Source organism: Streptococcus oralis subsp. tigurinus, from assembly GCF_002096275.1.
GTDB lineage: Bacteria > Bacillota > Bacilli > Lactobacillales > Streptococcaceae > Streptococcus > Streptococcus oralis_CN.
Genome location: NZ_NCUG01000016.1, coordinates 160,718 through 177,866 on the forward strand (window position 1 = coordinate 160,718; position 17,149 = coordinate 177,866).

Here is a 17,149-nt window from a genome sequence, read left to right on the forward strand (position 1 = left end):
AATTTATGAATATTGCTTGGATATTATTGTATACACTTATTACTAATGGGCTAGAAATTGTCATTTTCTTTAAGGTAGATGGAATTGATCTTACTTTCGAGAGGATTTTTAAGGCCTTTCTTCTGAAATTTCTCCTAGGGGCCATTTTTGCGACTTTTCAATTTTTAGCTGTGAGTGAATATTTGTCATATTTTATAGAACCTTTGTTTGGCATAGGGTTATCTTTCTTATTGTTAAGAGGGCTTCCTAAAAAACTCCTTTTCTTTTATGGTCTCTTTCCAATGATATTGGTGAATCTCTTTTATAGAGGTGTTTCTTATTTTGTTCTTCCATTTTTGGGACAAGGGCAAGTATATGACAGTTATTCATTTATTTGGTTATGTATAATGATTTTCAATTTCTTCATTTCTCTAGTCTTTTTGAAATGGTTGGACTATGATTTTACTAGTTTGAGAAGGGAGATTCTAGATAAAGGTTTTCAAAAGTCCCTGACTAAAATTAACTGGATAATGGGAACCTACTATCTAGTTATGGAAACTCTGTCTTTCTTTGAATATGAACAAAGCATTCAATCAAAGACTGTTCGCCATCTGATCCTAGTGTTTTACATGCTCTTTTTTATGGGGGTTATCAAGAAGCTGGATACCTATTTGAAGGAAAAACTTCAGGAGAAACTGAACCAAGAACAGGCCCTGCGCTATAGAGATATGGAACGGTATAGTCGGCATATAGAGGAGCTTTATAAGGAAGTTCGGAGCTTTCGTCATGATTATGCCAACCTCTTGACCAGCTTAAGCCTAGGCATTGAAGAGGAGAATATGGAGCAGATAAAAGAGATCTACGACTCCGTCTTGAAGGATTCTAGTGAAAAATTGCAGGACAACAAATATGACCTTGGTAGATTGGTGAATATTCGGGATCGTGCCCTCAAAAGTCTCCTCGCAGGAAAATTTATAAAAGCCAGAGAAAAGGATATTGTCTTTAATGTCGAAGTTCCTGAGGAGATTCAAGTTGAGGGGATGAGTCTACTTGATTTTCTAACCATTGTGTCTATCCTTTGTGACAATGCTATTGAAGCTAGTGAAGAGGCCAGTCAACCTCATGTTTCAATCGCCCTTTTTAAAAATGGGGCACAGGAGACCTTTATCATTGAAAACTCCATCAAAGAAGAGGACATAGATGTTTCTGAAATCTTCTCTTTTGGAGTTAGTTCTAAAGGGGAGGAGAGAGGAGTTGGTCTTTATACCGTTATGAAGATAGTGGAAAGTTATCCCAATGCTAGTCTCAATACTATCTGTCAAAATCAAGTCTTTCGTCAGATACTTACTATGATGCATACAGAATGATGAAAATAAGACCGAGAGTTCTTGTATCTCGATCTTATTTTTTTATAGTTGTATTGGCTGATGAAGTCCTTGTGTGATGTTATGAGAATATCTATTAACGCTATATAAGAAATTTTCCCACCATCCTCCACCTGTAATCTGGTTGAGTTCAGTAGTTGTTAGTTCTTGAAATGAAGTTAGGTTTTGATTCTTATCCATGTTACGATTCTCCTTTTTGATAAGATAATAAATAGTTCTAGAGTGTTATCTGAAAATTAATCAGAATGTGTTAAAATTTTATCTTTGAAATAATCAAAATATGTTTTCTTTGCAGTTACACTAGTGACGCGACCTTGTAGGCCATATTGGATGAGTTTACTATCCTCATTAGATAGTTTTGCAAGAGCGGTTAATTTAAAGAGATTGCCTTGCTCTGTTCTGGTGGGAGTTTGATCAATGCTCTGAAGTTGACCGATGATGGTAATGCCGTGATTTCCAATCTTCTCAAGTTTTAATCTTACAGTTTGTCCTTTATCTAGTAAGGGGAGATGGTCAGATGATACGTAGTAAGTGATTAGTACTTCTCTTGTATCTGTTATAATAGGGAATATTTGAGCAATTTCTGTACCAGTTGGAATTCTATTTTTACCTTCAAATTCGCTGTTCAGATGAATGATACCTTTACTTGGAGCGGTTAAGGTATTGTTTTCCAAACGCTGTGTCGCTTGATCTAGTTGTACTTTTAATTCTGTTAATTGATTCTCCACGGTTAGTTGTTGCTGAGAAGCTGTTTGTAAAAACTGAGTGCGGAGTACTTCAATTTTGGTTTCTAAACTATTATCATAAGTTGCTACACTTCCGATACCAGCTTGCTGAATTTTGAGGCTTGCGATAGATGATTCAAGATTTGCAATACTTTGATTGATTTGAGATAAAAATGGCTCCTCTGCAGTTCCCTGTGTTTGTCCTTGTGAGGCTACAAGATAACGATTCAAAATTGACTGGTGTGGATTGCTGGTTGGTAAGCGTGCCCTTTTATTTATGATAGCATCTCTCAGCTCCTGATATTCTCCAATTTGTTGTTGCACTTTTGTAATTTCTTGTTCGATGGCTGATGAACTGCTATTGGCAAGATTAGCTTGATTTGAAACCTCAGTGTTAGTCTTTGTGATACCCAGTTCAATATCATGGGATTGTTTAGTAAAATTCATAAAGGTATTATGGTAGCCAAACTCATCCTCGCCAGAAAAAAGATCAGTCGCTTTTTCTAAGCTTTGTTTCAAAATTCCAAGTCCTTCTTTTTGCTTCTCAAGTCTTTGTAATTGAGTTTCTAAGGCAGTTTTCTGACTTTCTTCCATTGTTTCAGAGTATTTGATGAGTAAGTCTCCTTTTTCAACTACTTGATTTGCCACTAAATGATTAGCAAGGATAGGATTGTCACTTGTTGACTGAATGGATGCAATGACACTTGTAGGGGTGATTTCTCCTTGGGAAGTAACAGTAATTTCTTTTGTGGCAACAAGGGAGAAAATCAAGATGAAAGTAAACAGTAATGAAAGTGGTATGATTAATACTGTCGCATAGTTATGGTAACGTCTCTGATAAAACTCGACGCTTCTAAAAAGATTAGGATTCATAACATTCTCCTTATTTATTGAACAGATGATGGTAGAAGCCTTGCGCCTGTATTAACTCTTTATGACTCCCAACTTCAATGATTTTACCCTGGTCAAGAACAATGACACGGTTGGTTCGTTCGGCTATACTGAGACGATGGGCTACAAAAAGAATGGTTTTATCAGTTAGGGACATAAGATTATCTATAACCTTTTTCTCGGTCAAGACATCAAGACCGCTAGTAGCTTCATCTAGTATTAAAACAGGAGCTTTAGTTAGGAGAGCACGAGCGAGAGCGATTCGTTGCTTTTGTCCTCCTGATAAACCAGCTCCATCAGAGAGCTGAGTTTGATAGCCCATAGGCATTCTTTCAATGTCTTGACGGATTTCAGCTAATTCACAAGCTTTTAGAATATCTTCTTGGCTAATCATATTATTACCGCCCAATGTTAAGTTTTCCAAGATAGATCCATTAAAGATATAGGCTTGTTGGGGCAGGTAATTAATATGACGTCGCAAGATTTTTTTATCAATGTTTTTAATATCCTGATGATTGATGGAAATATGTCCTTTGTAAGGTTCAAAGAAATTGACAATCATTTTGGCTAAAGTTGTTTTACCAGAACCACTAACTCCAACTAGGCTAACCTTATCTCCTTGTTTAATCGTGAGATTAATATCCGTTAAGGTATCTCGCCCAAAACCATACTTATAAGAAAGATCATCAAATTCAATATCGCCCATCAAAAAATGTGAATGAACAGAGTTTTCTTGAACTTGAAACTCAGATTCAACTAGATAGACTTCGTTCAAACGGTTATTAGCGACCTTCGCAGATTGGAGTTTGGTTTGGAGGTTGATAATATTTTCCATAGGAGTTGTAAAGTAAGAAAGAAGTGTGTTAAAGGTAATCAGCTGACCGATAGAAATTTTACTAGACATAACTAATTGAGCCCCAAACCATAGGATGAGTATATTAAGAACTAACTTTGTTCCTTGTTTTAAATTAGTTTGTAAAATAGAATATTTAGTAAGTTTAAAGGATTTTTCCAAATAATCTACAAATTCACTGTCTATATTTTGATAGCGATTTTCTTCACTCGTGAGCGACTTTATAGTTTCAATCCCGTTGATATCTTCGATAATGGCAGAACTAACCATAGAATTACTTTGCATGACATCATGGTTCATTTTTTCAAAAGGCTTCATAAAAGAAAAGATGATGAACATGTATATAGGAACGGAAATAAGAGAAAGAAGGAAGAGATTAGGGTTTTGTGCCAGTAAGACACCTCCTACAAGAATCAGAATGGAAACATCAAGAAAAAGAGAGAGAATGGTAGAAGCCAAGGCATCTATAATAGAGTTAGCATCTGTGAACCGTGAAATGATTTCCCCTGTACGACGTGTCGTAAAGAAAGACATAGGAAGTTCAAAGATATGGCGAATATAGGCCAAAATCACATCAATACTTAGTCTCTGACTCAGAACAGTTAGGAGATAATCTCTGGAGAAGCTCATGGCTTGTTGGAGGATATAGGTGATAATTAGACCAATTGAGATAATTCCTAAAGTTGATTTCATCTGATTTGGAATGTACTCATCCAAGATTCCTTGGAGATAATAAGAACCACCGATATTGATAATAGTGACTAATAAGCTTGAGAGAACAATGTAAGCAATGAGAGTTTTTTGTTTGAAAATCAGAGGGAGGAAGCTCAGTAGACCATTCTTTTTATCTTTATGGGGTTGATAGCTGGGTTTGGGAGCTAGAAAAATAGCTACTCCAGTCCATTCAGAGAAAAAGCGTTCTTTTGACATTTTGGTGATTTTTACAGAAGGATCAGGATCACCAATAATCAGATAGTCTTTCTTTGTTTGATAGACAACATAGTAATGTTGGAGTTTTCCTTCTTTGTTAACGTGAACAATAAATGGATAGGGGACATCACTCATGTCAAAGAGAGTTTTATCTGCTTGAACAGGTCTTGTTTCAAAACCCATTTCATTTGCGGCTTTTACAATGCCAAGAGCAGTCGTTCCTTCTTTATCGGTCTTTGCAAGTTCTCTCAAGTGAGCTAGAGAAAAATCTGAACCATAGAATTTGGCAATCGAGGCTAAGGCAGCGACACCACAGTCTCTAGCATCTATTTGAGGAACAAATGTACGTTTATAAGAAGTCATTGGCAATTCCTTTCATATAATATGATGAGTTTATTATGCCATAATAATAAGTTCATATTTTATGAAATCTTGAATTGTCATTGAAACTTCCTGAATGGTAAAAAAGTGATTAGAAATTATCTTTTTTTTAAAATTTAGAGGTGGTTTCAAATGAAAAGCTAATTCAAGACGTTTCGATGACAATTCAAGATTTGGATGAAAAACTTTAACAAACAATGATATACTAAACTTGTCAAGGTTGCAACAGGACAAAAATTAAAAATAAAAAAGGAGTAATTGTCATGAATACAAAAATGATGTCACAATTTGAGATTATGGATGCTGAGGAACTCGAAATAGTTAGTGGAGGAGGAGGCAATTTAGGATCTGCAATCGGTGGTTGTATTGGAGCAGTGCTATTAGCTGCTGCGGCTGGTCCGATAACTGGGGGAGCAGCAACACTTATTTGTGTAGGTTCAGGAATTATGTCCTCTTTGTAAGATTATGATTTTTAAATATAGTATTATTATTGCTATTAATTTACTATCTTATTTACTTACTTACAAAATATCACAGCTATCTAAGAATGATGGAAATAAGGTAGTTAGCAAAATTTTAATTATATTATCAATAGTTTATATAATTGTTGATGCTTTACTTGGTTGATGGAAATAAAAAAACTTAACTACAAACTATTAATTTACTAATATTTTTTAATTTCTGCAAGATAATAAATAGTATAGTAAAACTTTTTATTGCAAGGAGAGTAACGAAAATTAAGATATTTTAGATACTCAAGATTATTGAAATCTTAAACTAAAAAATAGGTACTGCTACCTTTAAGAAGATAGTATACGTACATACTTTTTTAAGAAAATCAAAAAGATACTATAAAAAAATTCTATTTGTTTATTGAATTTAAGACTTTGGTAAAAAAATGAAAATAAAAAAGGAGGTATTTATCATGAATACAAAAATGTTGTCACAGTTAGAGGTTATGGATGCTGAAATGCTTGCGAAAGTTGAAGGTGGGTATAGCTCCACTGATTGTCGAAATGCACTGATTACAGGAGTCACTACGGGAATTATAACTGGTGGAACTGGAGCAGGTTTGGCCACTTTAGGAGTAGGTGGGCTTGCTGGTGCATTTGTTGGAGCACACATTGGTGCAATTGGGGGTGGATTAACATGCCTAGGAGGTATGGTTGGTGATAAATTGGGACTAAGTTGGTAAGACTTATAGTGAAATTATGAGGATTCTATTCTGATTTATTTTAGTTTTTTAAAAAAGAGTATTTGTCATAGATACAAAAATGATGGAACAATTTGAGATTATGAATACTGATATGCTTGCGAAAGTTGAAGGAGGTTGGGGAGATATGATTGCTGGTTTATTGGGTGGGCTAGCACCTTCTCCAACTTTGGATCAATTAAATGGTAAGTGGCCTATTATACATTTTTCAAAACCATGTGGTCCTTATGGTATAGGGGGAACTCCAAACTCATGTAATGGTATTTAAAAAGGATTGAAGCTATGAAGGCAAAATATGGGAATCAAATTGTTGATGTTTGGGAAATTGGTCAAGCAACTCCTAAACCAAGTTGGGTAGAGGAAGCTTTTCAAAAAAATTATATGGTTTGGTTGGATAATCATGTGCGCATTCTAATGGCAGGTCTCAACACTTCTCTCGCAACGAATATCAAGTTTGGTCTAGTTGGAACAGTTGGAGGAGGATTCGCTGGTTATGGAATGTATGTTCTTGGTTATCCAGGTGATTATATAGATATCACCAATCATAGAGTTGTTTCTGCTAAAACATTTCACAAAAGTTATCAAATTTTAGAAAATGATTAGATGTCATTTAATTGTAATGGAGAAAGCAATGAAAAAAATATTTTTAAAAAAACGGACCATCTTCCTTGCGAGATTGTTCCTAGGGCAGTTGCCCTTGCTTGTCTCTACTTATCTATTTCTATCTCGTCAATTTTTAAATTTTTCCTTGGTTTTCCAATTTCTTTTAGTGGTTATTAACTTAGCTTCTATTTTGGCTACTGTTTATCTCACTAGGGAAATGAAGATAAGAGAGTTTGAAGATGATGATTTGGTTAGTCCTAGAACCAATCAACTCATGTTCATCGGCTTGACAGGCTTTATGTCTATTATCTGTTTGTATAGAGGTATCACAGCAGGAGAATCTTACCAACAACTAATCGCTTATATTGGCGCGGTTCTATGCTTGCTTATCATGCTTTTGCTTATTTGGGGTTTGAAGTATTATAAAAAGTAGAGGTTAATGAAGTATAAAAGGGTGAGTATTTTCGAAATACTCACCCTTTTATAATGAAGTTTTTGCAATTCAAGACGTTTCGATGACAATTCAAGATTTGGATGAAAAATTTTAAAAAACAATGATATACTAAACTTGTCAAGGTTGCAACAGGACAAAAATTAAAAATTAAAAATTAAAAATAAAAAAGGAGTATTTATCATGAATACAAAAATGATGTCACAATTTGAGATTATGGATACTGATATGCTCGCTTGCGTTGAAGGTGGAGATAAAGTAGGGGCTGGAGAAGTTGTTCAAGCATTGGGAGTTTGTACAATAGGAGGTGCAGCTCTGGGGAGTGTTATCCCAGTTGTGGGAACTCTTGCTGGAGGGATTTTAGGAGCACAGTTCTGTACAGCAGTTTGGGGAGCTTTGAGGGCAAGTTAAACTTTTAAAGATAGTAGTAAGGAGGAGATTTATATGAGATATAGATTATTTGTTGTTATTTTCTTGACTAGTATTTTGGATATTCTTTTAGGGACATTTTTGCAAATCTCTAATGTATCGATTGGGTGGATTGTTCTCTACAGTGGCTTGTTCGAAGTAGGAGTTTTCCTTCTTGCTAATAAAGGAGTAACGGTAAAAATCAAGGAAGTAGAAATTCGAAATCGCTTTAAATTTATTTTTGGAAAAACGTTATGGTTTCAAATCCTTTTGCTTATCTTTGTGATGGTCAAACTGTATCTTGGTTTGGATGCGAAGTTGATTTTATTTTACGGACATATTTTCATTATCTTTAATGCCTTAATCTATCTTTTATCTACTAGCCAAATTAATTTAATAAAGAAAGTGTGAAAAGAATGGAACAATCAGTCAATAATTTCTTCATTTTATCCGATGAAAAACTAACAACGATAACAGCTGGTGATAAACAACTTGCAGATGCATTTTTAAGTGGAGTAGGTGGTGCAGTTGAGGGGATTTCGCTTTGTATGCAGACAATCCCTTTCCCAACTCCTCAGATTTATTTGATTTGCGCAGCTGGTGGGGCAGCAGCTTCAGTTTTATGGCCACATTAGAGGATTGAGTTAGTATAGAGAGTTATTAATCTGGGTATTTCTTTGAGTTTATACTCTCTATACTGTATAGGAATATATCATGTATAAACACTTATTTTTCCCATATTCAAAAACCTTAGACTGGTTGACACCCTATATTCTAGTCTTGGCTTCCGACACCATTGCCTTCAATGTTTTTGTGCTAACCTTTGTGTCCGTTGTGATCTTCTATTTCTTGAATCCCATGATAGCTTTTATAGCTATATTCTTTGGTGCTGGCTATGTTGTCGGATTTTGGTTATTAAAATGGTTTGTTTTAGAGAGATTGGAGGTAAAGAATGGCTTGTAGGAAGGCTTACTTAGTGTTTAAGTGATTACCTTTATGGCTGTTTTCAATAAAGATTATACCTTGTTTTTTGATTTTTATTATAAAAATGTCAAATGCATCTCCTTACATTCATTCCTGATTCCTAAAAACTGAATCACTGTTTTCCTCAGGTTTATCTGGGGGAGGCAGTGATTTTTTGAAATAAAGACATAGATATTCCTGTTTTCCAATTTCCCTTATTTTAACCATTCAGGAAATCTCAAGCACTACTTAAGATTTAGAGTAAGGATTTAGGGAAATATGGTTTATATTAGAGATGTTCCGAGTTTATAAAGGAGGGATTACATGAAAAAGTATCAGCTTCTATTCAAAACAAGTGCAATTTTATCCTACCTATTTTTCGTATTTGGTCTTTCTCAGCTGACGTCTATTGTTCAAAATTATTGGCAATTTTCTTCCCAGATTGGCAATTTCTTCTGGATTCAAAATATCTTGAGTTTGCTATTTAGCGGAGTCATGATTTGGATTCTGGTTAAGACAGGCCATGGTTATCTCTTTCGCATTCCAAGAAAAAAAATGGCTTTGGTATTCGATTTTGACAGTATTAGTGGTAGTGCTCCAGATCTCTTTTAACGTTCAGACAGCTAAACATGTCCAGTCAACTGCTGCAGGTTGGGCTGTATTGATTGGTTATAGTGGGACTAACTTTGCAGAGCTAGGTATTTATGTAGCCCTGTTCTTTCTGGTTCCACTGATGGAAGAGTTAATCTATAGAGGATTACTGCAACACGCCTTTTTTAAAGATTCGCGATTTGGTCTTGATTTGCTTCTTCCTTCTATTTTATTTGCTCTCCCTCATTTTTCAAGCCTGCCTAGTCTGTTAGATATCTTCGCCTTTGCAACAGTTGGAATCATCTTTGCTGGTTTGACCCGCTATACCAAGAGCATTTATCCATCCTATGCGGTGCATGTGATTAATAATATTTTCGCAACATTACCATTTTTGCTGACTTTTTTACACAGGATATTTAGCTAAAAATAGTAGATTAAAAATAATTATCGATTATGAGAAGTGAATAAGATTAGATTTCTGAATAATAGAATTTAATTTTATTCACTTCTTATTAGTTGACTAAGGAAATTGTGCTCTTTGAGCAATTCAAGACGTTTCGATGACAATTCAAGATTCGGGTGAAAAATTTTAAAAAACAATGGTATACTAAACTTGTCAAAGTTGTAACAAGACAAAAATTAAAAATGAAAAGGAGTATTTGTCATGAATCTAAAAATGATGGAACAATTTGAGATTATGGATACTGAGATGCTTGCGAGTAAAGTAGGAGGAAAAACAATATATTACGGTAATGGTTTATATTGTGATAACTCTAAAGGTTGCTGGGTAAACTGGCCTGAAGCTATAAATAAAATTCTTACTAATTCTATTGTTAATGGATTTTCAGGTGGGAATGCAGGTTGGAATTCGGGTGGACCTCTATAATGAGAGGTTTAAAGTGGTTTTCTGGTGGGGTTGAAAGACGCCGTGAAGCTATCATCATATTAGAAGAACTTATTCAAAATATAAAATGTGATTCTCAACTTCTCCCTTTGAAAAATATATTGATTTCTTACGAATGCGAATTAAAGAAAGGAAGTATATCGATTCCTTATACCCTTAGTCGAATGAACATTGAAATTTCAAATGTATTAATTGAAAATGCGCTACATTTATCTGAAATTCAGTCTGATCAGATAAAAAAATTAAGAGAATTATCTAATATTAGATATGGATACTAGGGTACAGTATAGGTGATATGTTAATTATAGTTTATGTATTCCTAATATTTTTATTGTGACTCTGGATTTGAGTGAAAAAAATTAAAACAGTACTATACTAAACTTGTCAAGGTTGCAACAAGATAAAAAACTCAAATTAAAAGATAAGTGTTTTTGAAATACTTACCTTTTTTTATGAAGTTTTTGCAATTCAAGATGTTTCGATGACAATTCAAGATTTGGATGAAAAATTTTAAAAAAACAATGATATACTAAACTTGTTAAAGTTGCAACAAGACAAAAATAAAAAATATAAAAGGAGTATTTGTAATGAATACAAAAATGATGGAACAATTTGAGATTATGGATACTGATATGCTTGCTTGCGTTGAAGGTGGTAAAAAATTTGGTGATTGTGAAACTGCAATTTCTGCTGGAATTAGTGTAGGTGCTGTTTTTGGAGGTCCTTGGGGCGGTATAGGTTTAGGTATGGTAGCAGCCGCTTATTACTGTTAATAATTATTTGGATATTAGTATTTATAGTGATGTTAAACTGAATTTGGAGGTAAAAAAATGAATAAGGATAATATCAAGAAATTTGAAGTTGTTGATGTGGAGATACTCTCAACTGTTAATGGTGGAGACTGGCGTTGTGTAGTAGGAACAGCAGGAGGCGCGATATTTGGAGGTGCATTTGCAGGTCCTTGGGGTGCGCTTGGTGTAGGCACGGCGGCTAATATGTTTTTTTGTGCTACCCCGGTTAGTTGATACTTAATGAAAAACAAAGAATAAGCTAGAAGGCTGGTCACAGATAGCTCAAAATACTGTTTGTTGTGGATAAGGTTTACGAAGTCAGTAACATATACCTACTGAAAGGTGGTGCCGATCTGGTTTGAAGGTTTTTTCGAAGAGTATAAACAACAGATAATTTATAGGTTAATGTAAAATTTAGAGTTTTTATAAAAGTTTTTAAAATTTTTGAAGTTTATGCTAAGTAATATTGATATTGCTGAATAGTTTAAATATAGGTTGGTCAATAGATAACACTCCAGTACTCTTGTTTAGAGTGGGAGGGATGTTAGTTAGTATTAGAATTAAAAAATTGCTTACTTATCATATATTAAGATAAAAGTGAAGGATGAAGTATCGATATGAAAAAGTATGTAGATTATTTAGATTTATTTGCCCGAGTTGTAGTAACATTGATGTCTCTTTTTCTTTGTATAAGAGTACTCATGATTTCAACGGAATTCTGGAAAAATATTGTGGTACTGGTGAGTACTCCTGTTACAATCTATAGTCTAATAAAACATAGATTAGATTATAAAGCATATAAAAATAAAGAACGTTCATAGTAAGAAAAAATTATGAAACTATAGAACTGGTTTGCTTAATGTGTAAAAAACAGAATGATAGTAGATGTTTTCAAGTATTCATCTTTTTAATAGACCTTTGGTACAACTCAATTAAAAAGGGTAAGTGTTTTCGAAATACTTACCTTTTTTAATGAAGTTTGTACAATTCAAGACGTTTCAATGACCATTTAAGATTTAGATGAATTTGTAATCTTAAATAAGGTAAGATAAAGCTAACAAATGTAAAGGAGTATTCTTATGAAGAAACAAAATATAAAATCGCTATTACTTGTGCCACTTGTATTTGCATCTATTACTACGGGTGTTGTATATGCAGAAGAGCAGACTACTTCTTCCTCTATACAGACTAATGATAGTTCTCTTGTGGCACCAGATTTGCCACCGACTAAGGAAAAGGTGGAGAATAAACCTTCTGTTGTAACCCCAGAAGAGTATGAGAAGAATGTTACAGACTTTAAAAAGGTGGATATTGAAGCCGTTCGTCAATCTTTTACAGAGGATCAATTGGAACATACTATTTATTTTGGTAGAAAAACTTGCTCTCATTGTCGTCAATTTTCTCCTGAATTGAAAGAATTTAATAACTTGATTGAAAAGAAGTTAGAGTATTATGATTTGGATGGTAAGGATTTTGATGGGGAAGCGAGAGAGTTTCTATTTAAAAAAGTCGGTATTCCAGGAACACCAACAATTTTGTATTTAAGAAATGGACGTCCGATATCTGGATGGGTTGGTGGGGGAGCGACTGCACAACAGGTTTATGATTATATGTACTCGAGAAACTCACCTAAGCAAACGGAAACAATAGCATCGTCCGAGGAAACAGTAACTGAAAATGTGCATGATGAGAAAACCAGAAATGACAGCATGAGTACTAGTGATAAAGTTGTAAGTGAAAGCAAAGGTATGAGTGATGAAAAAAGAACCGAAATGAAAATATCCAATGATAATCCCAATTCTAATAGTGAAAATAGTGGGAAAGTGGAGAGTATAAACTCAACTTCCAAAGCTAAAACTACTCAATCTGGCGATTTAGCAATGTTAGACAATAAGAATCAATTGGAAACTCTCAAACCTATTTTTGATGCTGCTCAAGAAAATAAAACTCCTTTAACCGATGTTAAGGGAAGCCAATCTATTACTTCGAATGAAAAATTATTACCGAAAACAGGAGAGGAAGAAAGTTACCAACTGATTCGGCTAGCTGTCGTGTTTTTTATGGCTTCTATAATGATTAAAGTGAAACAAAAGATTCATAAATAAAAATAGATGGTAAACAGGTGCAATGATATTATTTGTTTGTAATAACATATGGCTAGAATTTGCCTATAGACAAGAGTGAAAGGGCAAGTATGTTTTTAATGCTTGCTTTTTAAATTTTTTAACAATTCAAGACGTTTCGATGACAATTCAAGATTTGGATGAAAAAATATAATATACAGTGATATACTAAACTTGTCAAAGTTGCAACAGGACAAAAATTAAAATTAAGATTAAAATGGAAGTATTCGTTATGGATACAAAAATGATGGAACAATTTGAGATTATGGATACTGATATGCTGGCTAGCATTGAGGGAGGAACTGATTGAGGAACAGTAGGAAAAGGAACTGTCTATGGAGCAGGTATCGGAGTTGCTATGTGTACGGTAGGAGGGCTCCTTACTAGTGGTTCCGCATGGGCTATGACTGCTGGCTGTGCTTGGGCTGGAGCTAAACTTGGTGGTGCTTTTACTGCAATTGCTGATAATATTTGGCCATAGAAGGGAGTAGAAATTATGTTTGATTACAAAATAGTAGACAATCAAGAATTAAGTAATATTTCTGGAGGTGGATTGGGAGGAGATGTAGTTGTAGGAGCCTTGTAGGGTGCATTTCAGGCAGGACAATCTTGTATCGCTGGAGGCCCTCAAGCTTACTTGATTTGCGCAACAGGGGGCGCTATAGTAGGTGGCATTATAGCTTTTGGATTGAGACCCCCAAAATAGTTTAAAAAAGGAATGGGTGTTGATATGTTAAATGAAACTATGATTCAGCTTATACTCATTGCAATTTGTTGTGTGTACATTATTTTTAACACCAAGGCAGATAAAAACCCAAAGAGAGGATATCGTACAGCTTTGTACCTTTTCGTTATGGCTGGTATTATATCCTATATTATGAATTATCTGAATTGGTTAGATTTTTTCTTACTGATAACTCCGATAATGTGTCTATTTAAATTTGAAGATAAATGGAGTTAGCAACATTTGACACTTCAATAGGTTATTAACTATCCTTTGGCTCATTGTCAACTGTAGTGAGTTGAAGAAAAGCTAAGATCGAGAAAGGACGAATTTCGTCCTTTCTTTTTTGAGTACGACGGGCATGTCGTGTATTTGATGTGTAAGTCCTCCGTGTGCACCCGCTACCGATGAATTCAATAGCGATTCTCAAGCCTGACTATCGTGAGGTAGCGGGGAGAAGAAGGCATAGCGAAATCGTGGCTTAAAGAACAGGAATGTTATAGTAAGACACGTTTAGAGGATAAAGTGGCTTCACACTCTAAAGCACAAATAGGTATACTGATGGAAGAGTTAATCTATAGAGGATTACTTCAACACGCCTTTTTTAAACATTCGCGATTTGGCCTTGATTTGCTCCTTCCTTCCATTTTATTTGCACTTCCTCATTTTTCAAGCCTACCTAGTTTGTTAGATATTTCCGTCTTTGCAACATTTGGAATCATCCTTGCCGGTTTGACCCGCTATACCAAGAGCATTTATCCATCTTATGCGGTGCATGTTATCAATAATATTGTCGCGACATCACCATTTTTGCTGACTTTTTTACACAGGATATTTAGCTAAAAATAGTGGAGTAAAAATAATTATCGATTCTAAGAAGAGACTGGGACAAAAGTCTAATCTTAAATATAAAAAGCGAACAAAATCAGTTATCTAACACTCAGAATTCTGTCTTGTTCGCTTTTTTGTCTAATCTATCGATTTTAAAAATTTATAATATAGAATTCCTAAAATCAAAATCTTTTTGTCCCAGTCTCTTCTTATTAGTTGATTGGGAAGATTGTGCTCTTTGAGTAATTCAAGATGTTTCGATGACAATTCAAGATTTGGATGAAAAAAATTAATAAACGATGATATACTAAACTTGTCAAAGTTGTAACAAGACAAAAATTAAAAATAAAAAAGGAGTATTTGTCATGGATACAAAAATGTTGTCACAATTTGAAATTATGGATACTGAGATGCTTGATCATATAGAGGGTGGAGATGTATCTGATATTTATAGAGGGTATGCTTATCAGGGAAGTCCATTTGGTTCTTACCCTTCTATATTAAAAAATTCAGGTCCTTTTCCAGTAAGTGGGTACTGCCCGCGTGGTTATCGTGACCTTGGTTATATAGGAGCAGGTTTTCATTTATGTGGAATATAGGCTGAAATATGAGAAATGAGGAAGAATTTCTATGAAAAAGTATCAGCTTCTCTTCAAAATAAGTGCAGTCTTGTCTTACCTATTTTTCGTATTTGGACTTTCTCAGCTAACCCTTATCATTCAAAACTATTGGCAATTTTCTTCTCAGGTAGGAAATATCTTCTGGATTCAAAATATCTTGAGTTTGCTATTTAGTGGAGTCATGATTTGGATTCTGGTTAAGACAGGCCATGGCTGTCTCTTTCGAATTCCGAGAAAAAAATGGCTTTGGTATTCGATTTTGACAGTATTAGTGGTAGTGCTCCAGATCTCTTTTAACGTTCAGACAGCTAAACATGTTCAGTCAACTGCTGAAGGTTGGGCCGTATTGATTGGTTATAGTGAAACCAATTTTGCTGAATTGGGTATCTACATATCCCTGTTCTTTCTAGTGCCCCTGATGGAAGAATTGATTTATAGAGGATTACTTCAACACGCCTTCTTTAAACATTCGCGATTTGGCCTTGATTTGCTTCTTCCTTCCATTTTGTTTGCTCTTCCTCATTTTTCAAGTCTGCCTAGTCTGCTAGATATTTTCGTTTTTACAACATTTGGAATCATTTTTGCCGGTTTGACCCGCTATACCAAGAGCATTTATCCATCCTATGCGGTGCATGTGATTAATAATATTGTAGCGACCTTACCATTTTTGCTCACTTTTCTACATAGGGTCTTGGGTTGAAAAAACCAAAAGGCTTGCTTTTTAGCTATAGAGGAGGTCATCATGTATAAACACTTATTTTTCCTAGATTCCAAAACCTTAGACTGGTTGACACCCTATATTCTAGTCTTGGCTTCTGACACCATTGCCTTTAATGTTTTTGTGCTAACCTTTGTGTCTGCGGTGGTCTTTAATTTCCTAAATCCCATGCTAGCTTTTATAGTTATATTTTTGGGGGCTGGCTATGTTGTCGGATTTTGGTTACTAAAATGGTTTGTTTTGGAAAGACTAGAGCTCAAGGATGACTTGTAGGGAAGTTTGTTTGTTGAGGAGGATAGCTTTATGGCCATTTTCAATAAGTGCCACGCCTTGTTTTTGGATTTTTAGTATTTGCAATCCTTGGTGCAGCGGGTTATTCCATCAATCAAGGAGATTATTTTCAACACCAGTACACATTCATTGCTGTAAAGAATCTCTTGCTTTTCCTTAGTTTTGGCTATGCGAAATGGTTTGATATGATTTCTTTTGGGATTTTAAGCAAGAAACAACTCTTGCTCTTTATTGGAATCTTTTTTCTCACTATGCTGGTAAATATAGGCTATCATGCTTTTTTCTCAGTTGCTTCTGGTGCCTCGGCTCAACACCTTGAGGAAACGAGTAAAGGACTTTCGCTTTCCTTTATTGTCAGTGCCACAGTTTTGGCACCTATCCAGGAGGAATTTATGTTTAGAGGAATTCTTCAAGGTGCGGTTTTTGAAAATTCTTGGCTAGGGCTTGTGCTGACTTCCTCTCTCTTTTCTTTTATGCATGGACCTTATGATGTGCCTTCGTTTTTCTATTATCTACTTGGGGGCTTGTTGCTGGGCTTTGCTTATAAAAAGAGCCAAAATTTATGGGTTTCTACTCTAGTCCATATGTTTTACAACAGTTTGCCACTTTTAACTTATTTCTAAAAATCATGAAAAGGTAAGCAGAAGACGGTGCTTGCCTTCTTTAAGCTATAATGATAGATTGAGCCAATTGAGATGCTTTTCTTTGAGAATCAGGTGTGGAGCGGTTGACGAATAGACCAAAAACTAGTAGAATAGTAAGGAAACTTTATAC

Annotated in this window: 23 protein-coding genes and 4 pseudogenes; 24 read left to right on the forward strand and 3 right to left on the reverse strand. The window is 34.8% G+C overall.

The window, feature by feature from the left end; translation table 11 throughout:
* Nucleotides 1-5: 5 nt before the first annotated feature.
* Nucleotides 6-1,346, forward strand: a complete 1,341-nt coding sequence (locus tag B7725_RS03550; protein WP_084874601.1) for a sensor histidine kinase — start codon at nt 6-8, stop codon at nt 1,344-1,346.
* Between the two features lie 42 nt (nt 1,347-1,388).
* Here B7725_RS03550 and blpC read toward each other — a convergent pair whose 3' ends face one another.
* From blpC to blpA, 3 genes are read right to left on the reverse strand one after another with little or no spacing between them, the layout of a single operon-like run.
* Nucleotides 1,389-1,544, reverse strand: coding sequence for a quorum-sensing system pheromone BlpC (gene blpC, locus B7725_RS03555; protein WP_000360258.1), 156 nt, complete (start codon nt 1,542-1,544; stop codon nt 1,389-1,391).
* Nucleotides 1,545-1,600: 56 nt separating this feature from the next.
* Nucleotides 1,601-2,962, reverse strand: a complete 1,362-nt coding sequence (blpB, locus tag B7725_RS03560) for a peptide export ABC transport accessory protein BlpB (protein ID WP_001069096.1) — start codon at nt 2,960-2,962, stop codon at nt 1,601-1,603.
* A 10-nt stretch (nt 2,963-2,972) separates the two neighbouring features.
* The gene (gene blpA / locus B7725_RS03565; RefSeq protein ID WP_084874603.1) at nt 2,973-5,126 is read right to left on the reverse strand and encodes a peptide cleavage/export ABC transporter BlpA; all 2,154 of its coding nucleotides are present in this window, start codon (nt 5,124-5,126) and stop codon (nt 2,973-2,975) included.
* A 281-nt stretch (nt 5,127-5,407) separates the two neighbouring features.
* Between blpA and B7725_RS03570 the strand changes: the two genes are divergently transcribed.
* The 23 genes and pseudogenes from B7725_RS03570 (at nt 5,408) to B7725_RS03690 (ending at nt 16,998) form a co-directional block, all read left to right on the forward strand.
* The gene (locus tag B7725_RS03570; RefSeq protein WP_084874605.1) at nt 5,408-5,605 is read left to right on the forward strand and encodes a class IIb bacteriocin, lactobin A/cerein 7B family; all 198 of its coding nucleotides are present in this window, start codon (nt 5,408-5,410) and stop codon (nt 5,603-5,605) included.
* A gap of 4 nt (nt 5,606-5,609) precedes the next feature.
* Nucleotides 5,610-5,771, forward strand: coding sequence for a Gip family bacteriocin immunity protein (locus tag B7725_RS10290; RefSeq protein WP_080566851.1), 162 nt, complete (start codon nt 5,610-5,612; stop codon nt 5,769-5,771).
* A 298-nt stretch (nt 5,772-6,069) separates the two neighbouring features.
* The gene (gene blpJ, locus B7725_RS03580; protein ID WP_084874606.1) at nt 6,070-6,339 is read left to right on the forward strand and encodes a bacteriocin-like peptide BlpJ; all 270 of its coding nucleotides are present in this window, start codon (nt 6,070-6,072) and stop codon (nt 6,337-6,339) included.
* A gap of 67 nt (nt 6,340-6,406) precedes the next feature.
* Nucleotides 6,407-6,625, forward strand: coding sequence for a bacteriocin class II family protein (locus B7725_RS03585; protein WP_084874608.1), 219 nt, complete (start codon nt 6,407-6,409; stop codon nt 6,623-6,625).
* A 14-nt stretch (nt 6,626-6,639) separates the two neighbouring features.
* Nucleotides 6,640-6,960, forward strand: coding sequence for a hypothetical protein (locus B7725_RS03590; protein WP_000645118.1), 321 nt, complete (start codon nt 6,640-6,642; stop codon nt 6,958-6,960).
* Nucleotides 6,961-6,988: 28 nt separating this feature from the next.
* Complete coding sequence (locus B7725_RS03595) at nt 6,989-7,393, forward strand: hypothetical protein (RefSeq protein ID WP_038804506.1); 405 nt, start codon at nt 6,989-6,991, stop codon at nt 7,391-7,393.
* A 201-nt stretch (nt 7,394-7,594) separates the two neighbouring features.
* Nucleotides 7,595-7,822 carry a Blp family class II bacteriocin gene (locus B7725_RS03600; RefSeq protein WP_001093264.1) on the forward strand — a complete coding sequence of 76 codons (228 nt, stop codon included), beginning with the start codon at nt 7,595-7,597 and terminating at the stop codon, nt 7,820-7,822.
* Nucleotides 7,823-7,855: 33 nt separating this feature from the next.
* Nucleotides 7,856-8,230, forward strand: coding sequence for a hypothetical protein (locus B7725_RS03605; RefSeq protein ID WP_001270580.1), 375 nt, complete (start codon nt 7,856-7,858; stop codon nt 8,228-8,230).
* Nucleotides 8,231-8,235: 5 nt separating this feature from the next.
* Nucleotides 8,236-8,454 carry a hypothetical protein gene (locus tag B7725_RS03610; protein WP_000438252.1) on the forward strand — a complete coding sequence of 73 codons (219 nt, stop codon included), beginning with the start codon at nt 8,236-8,238 and terminating at the stop codon, nt 8,452-8,454.
* A gap of 79 nt (nt 8,455-8,533) precedes the next feature.
* Nucleotides 8,534-8,782: an immunity protein BlpZ gene (gene blpZ, locus B7725_RS03615; RefSeq protein ID WP_000276518.1), complete on the forward strand. Its 249-nt coding sequence runs from the start codon at nt 8,534-8,536 to the stop codon at nt 8,780-8,782.
* Between the two features lie 324 nt (nt 8,783-9,106).
* A pseudogene (locus B7725_RS03620) lies at nt 9,107-9,797 on the forward strand (lysostaphin resistance A-like protein).
* 240 nt (nt 9,798-10,037) lie between these two features.
* Nucleotides 10,038-10,259 carry a leucocin A/sakacin P family class II bacteriocin gene (locus B7725_RS03625; protein WP_001049877.1) on the forward strand — a complete coding sequence of 74 codons (222 nt, stop codon included), beginning with the start codon at nt 10,038-10,040 and terminating at the stop codon, nt 10,257-10,259.
* On the forward strand, nt 10,259-10,555 hold the full coding sequence (locus tag B7725_RS03630) for a bacteriocin immunity family protein (RefSeq protein ID WP_084874610.1): 297 nt from the start codon (nt 10,259-10,261) through the stop codon (nt 10,553-10,555). Before B7725_RS03625 ends, B7725_RS03630 begins: the two co-directional genes overlap by 1 nt.
* Nucleotides 10,556-10,864: 309 nt before the next feature.
* Nucleotides 10,865-11,050 carry a bacteriocin class II family protein gene (locus tag B7725_RS03635; RefSeq protein ID WP_084874612.1) on the forward strand — a complete coding sequence of 62 codons (186 nt, stop codon included), beginning with the start codon at nt 10,865-10,867 and terminating at the stop codon, nt 11,048-11,050.
* Nucleotides 11,051-11,107: 57 nt separating this feature from the next.
* On the forward strand, nt 11,108-11,302 hold the full coding sequence (locus tag B7725_RS03640) for a Blp family class II bacteriocin (protein ID WP_084874614.1): 195 nt from the start codon (nt 11,108-11,110) through the stop codon (nt 11,300-11,302).
* An 845-nt stretch (nt 11,303-12,147) separates the two neighbouring features.
* The gene (locus B7725_RS03645) at nt 12,148-13,173 is read left to right on the forward strand and encodes a thioredoxin domain-containing protein (protein WP_084874616.1); all 1,026 of its coding nucleotides are present in this window, start codon (nt 12,148-12,150) and stop codon (nt 13,171-13,173) included.
* Nucleotides 13,174-13,423: 250 nt separating this feature from the next.
* Nucleotides 13,424-13,672, forward strand: a pseudogene (locus tag B7725_RS03650) (Blp family class II bacteriocin).
* A 15-nt stretch (nt 13,673-13,687) separates the two neighbouring features.
* Entirely contained in the window at nt 13,688-13,777 is a 90-nt protein-coding gene (locus tag B7725_RS10100; RefSeq protein WP_239823768.1) for a bacteriocin, read from the forward strand.
* Between the two features lie 696 nt (nt 13,778-14,473).
* Nucleotides 14,474-14,758: pseudogene (locus B7725_RS03665) on the forward strand (lysostaphin resistance A-like protein); the annotation flags it as partial.
* A gap of 353 nt (nt 14,759-15,111) precedes the next feature.
* Nucleotides 15,112-15,345, forward strand: coding sequence for a ComC/BlpC family leader-containing pheromone/bacteriocin (locus B7725_RS03675; protein ID WP_000379953.1), 234 nt, complete (start codon nt 15,112-15,114; stop codon nt 15,343-15,345).
* Nucleotides 15,346-15,376: 31 nt separating this feature from the next.
* Nucleotides 15,377-16,066, forward strand: a complete 690-nt coding sequence (locus B7725_RS03680; protein ID WP_000760539.1) for a CPBP family intramembrane glutamic endopeptidase — start codon at nt 15,377-15,379, stop codon at nt 16,064-16,066.
* A 42-nt stretch (nt 16,067-16,108) separates the two neighbouring features.
* Nucleotides 16,109-16,357 carry an immunity protein BlpZ gene (gene blpZ / locus B7725_RS03685; protein WP_000276510.1) on the forward strand — a complete coding sequence of 83 codons (249 nt, stop codon included), beginning with the start codon at nt 16,109-16,111 and terminating at the stop codon, nt 16,355-16,357.
* A gap of 30 nt (nt 16,358-16,387) precedes the next feature.
* Nucleotides 16,388-16,998 (forward strand): annotated as a pseudogene (locus tag B7725_RS03690) (lysostaphin resistance A-like protein).
* Nucleotides 16,999-17,149: the final 151 nt, after the last annotated feature.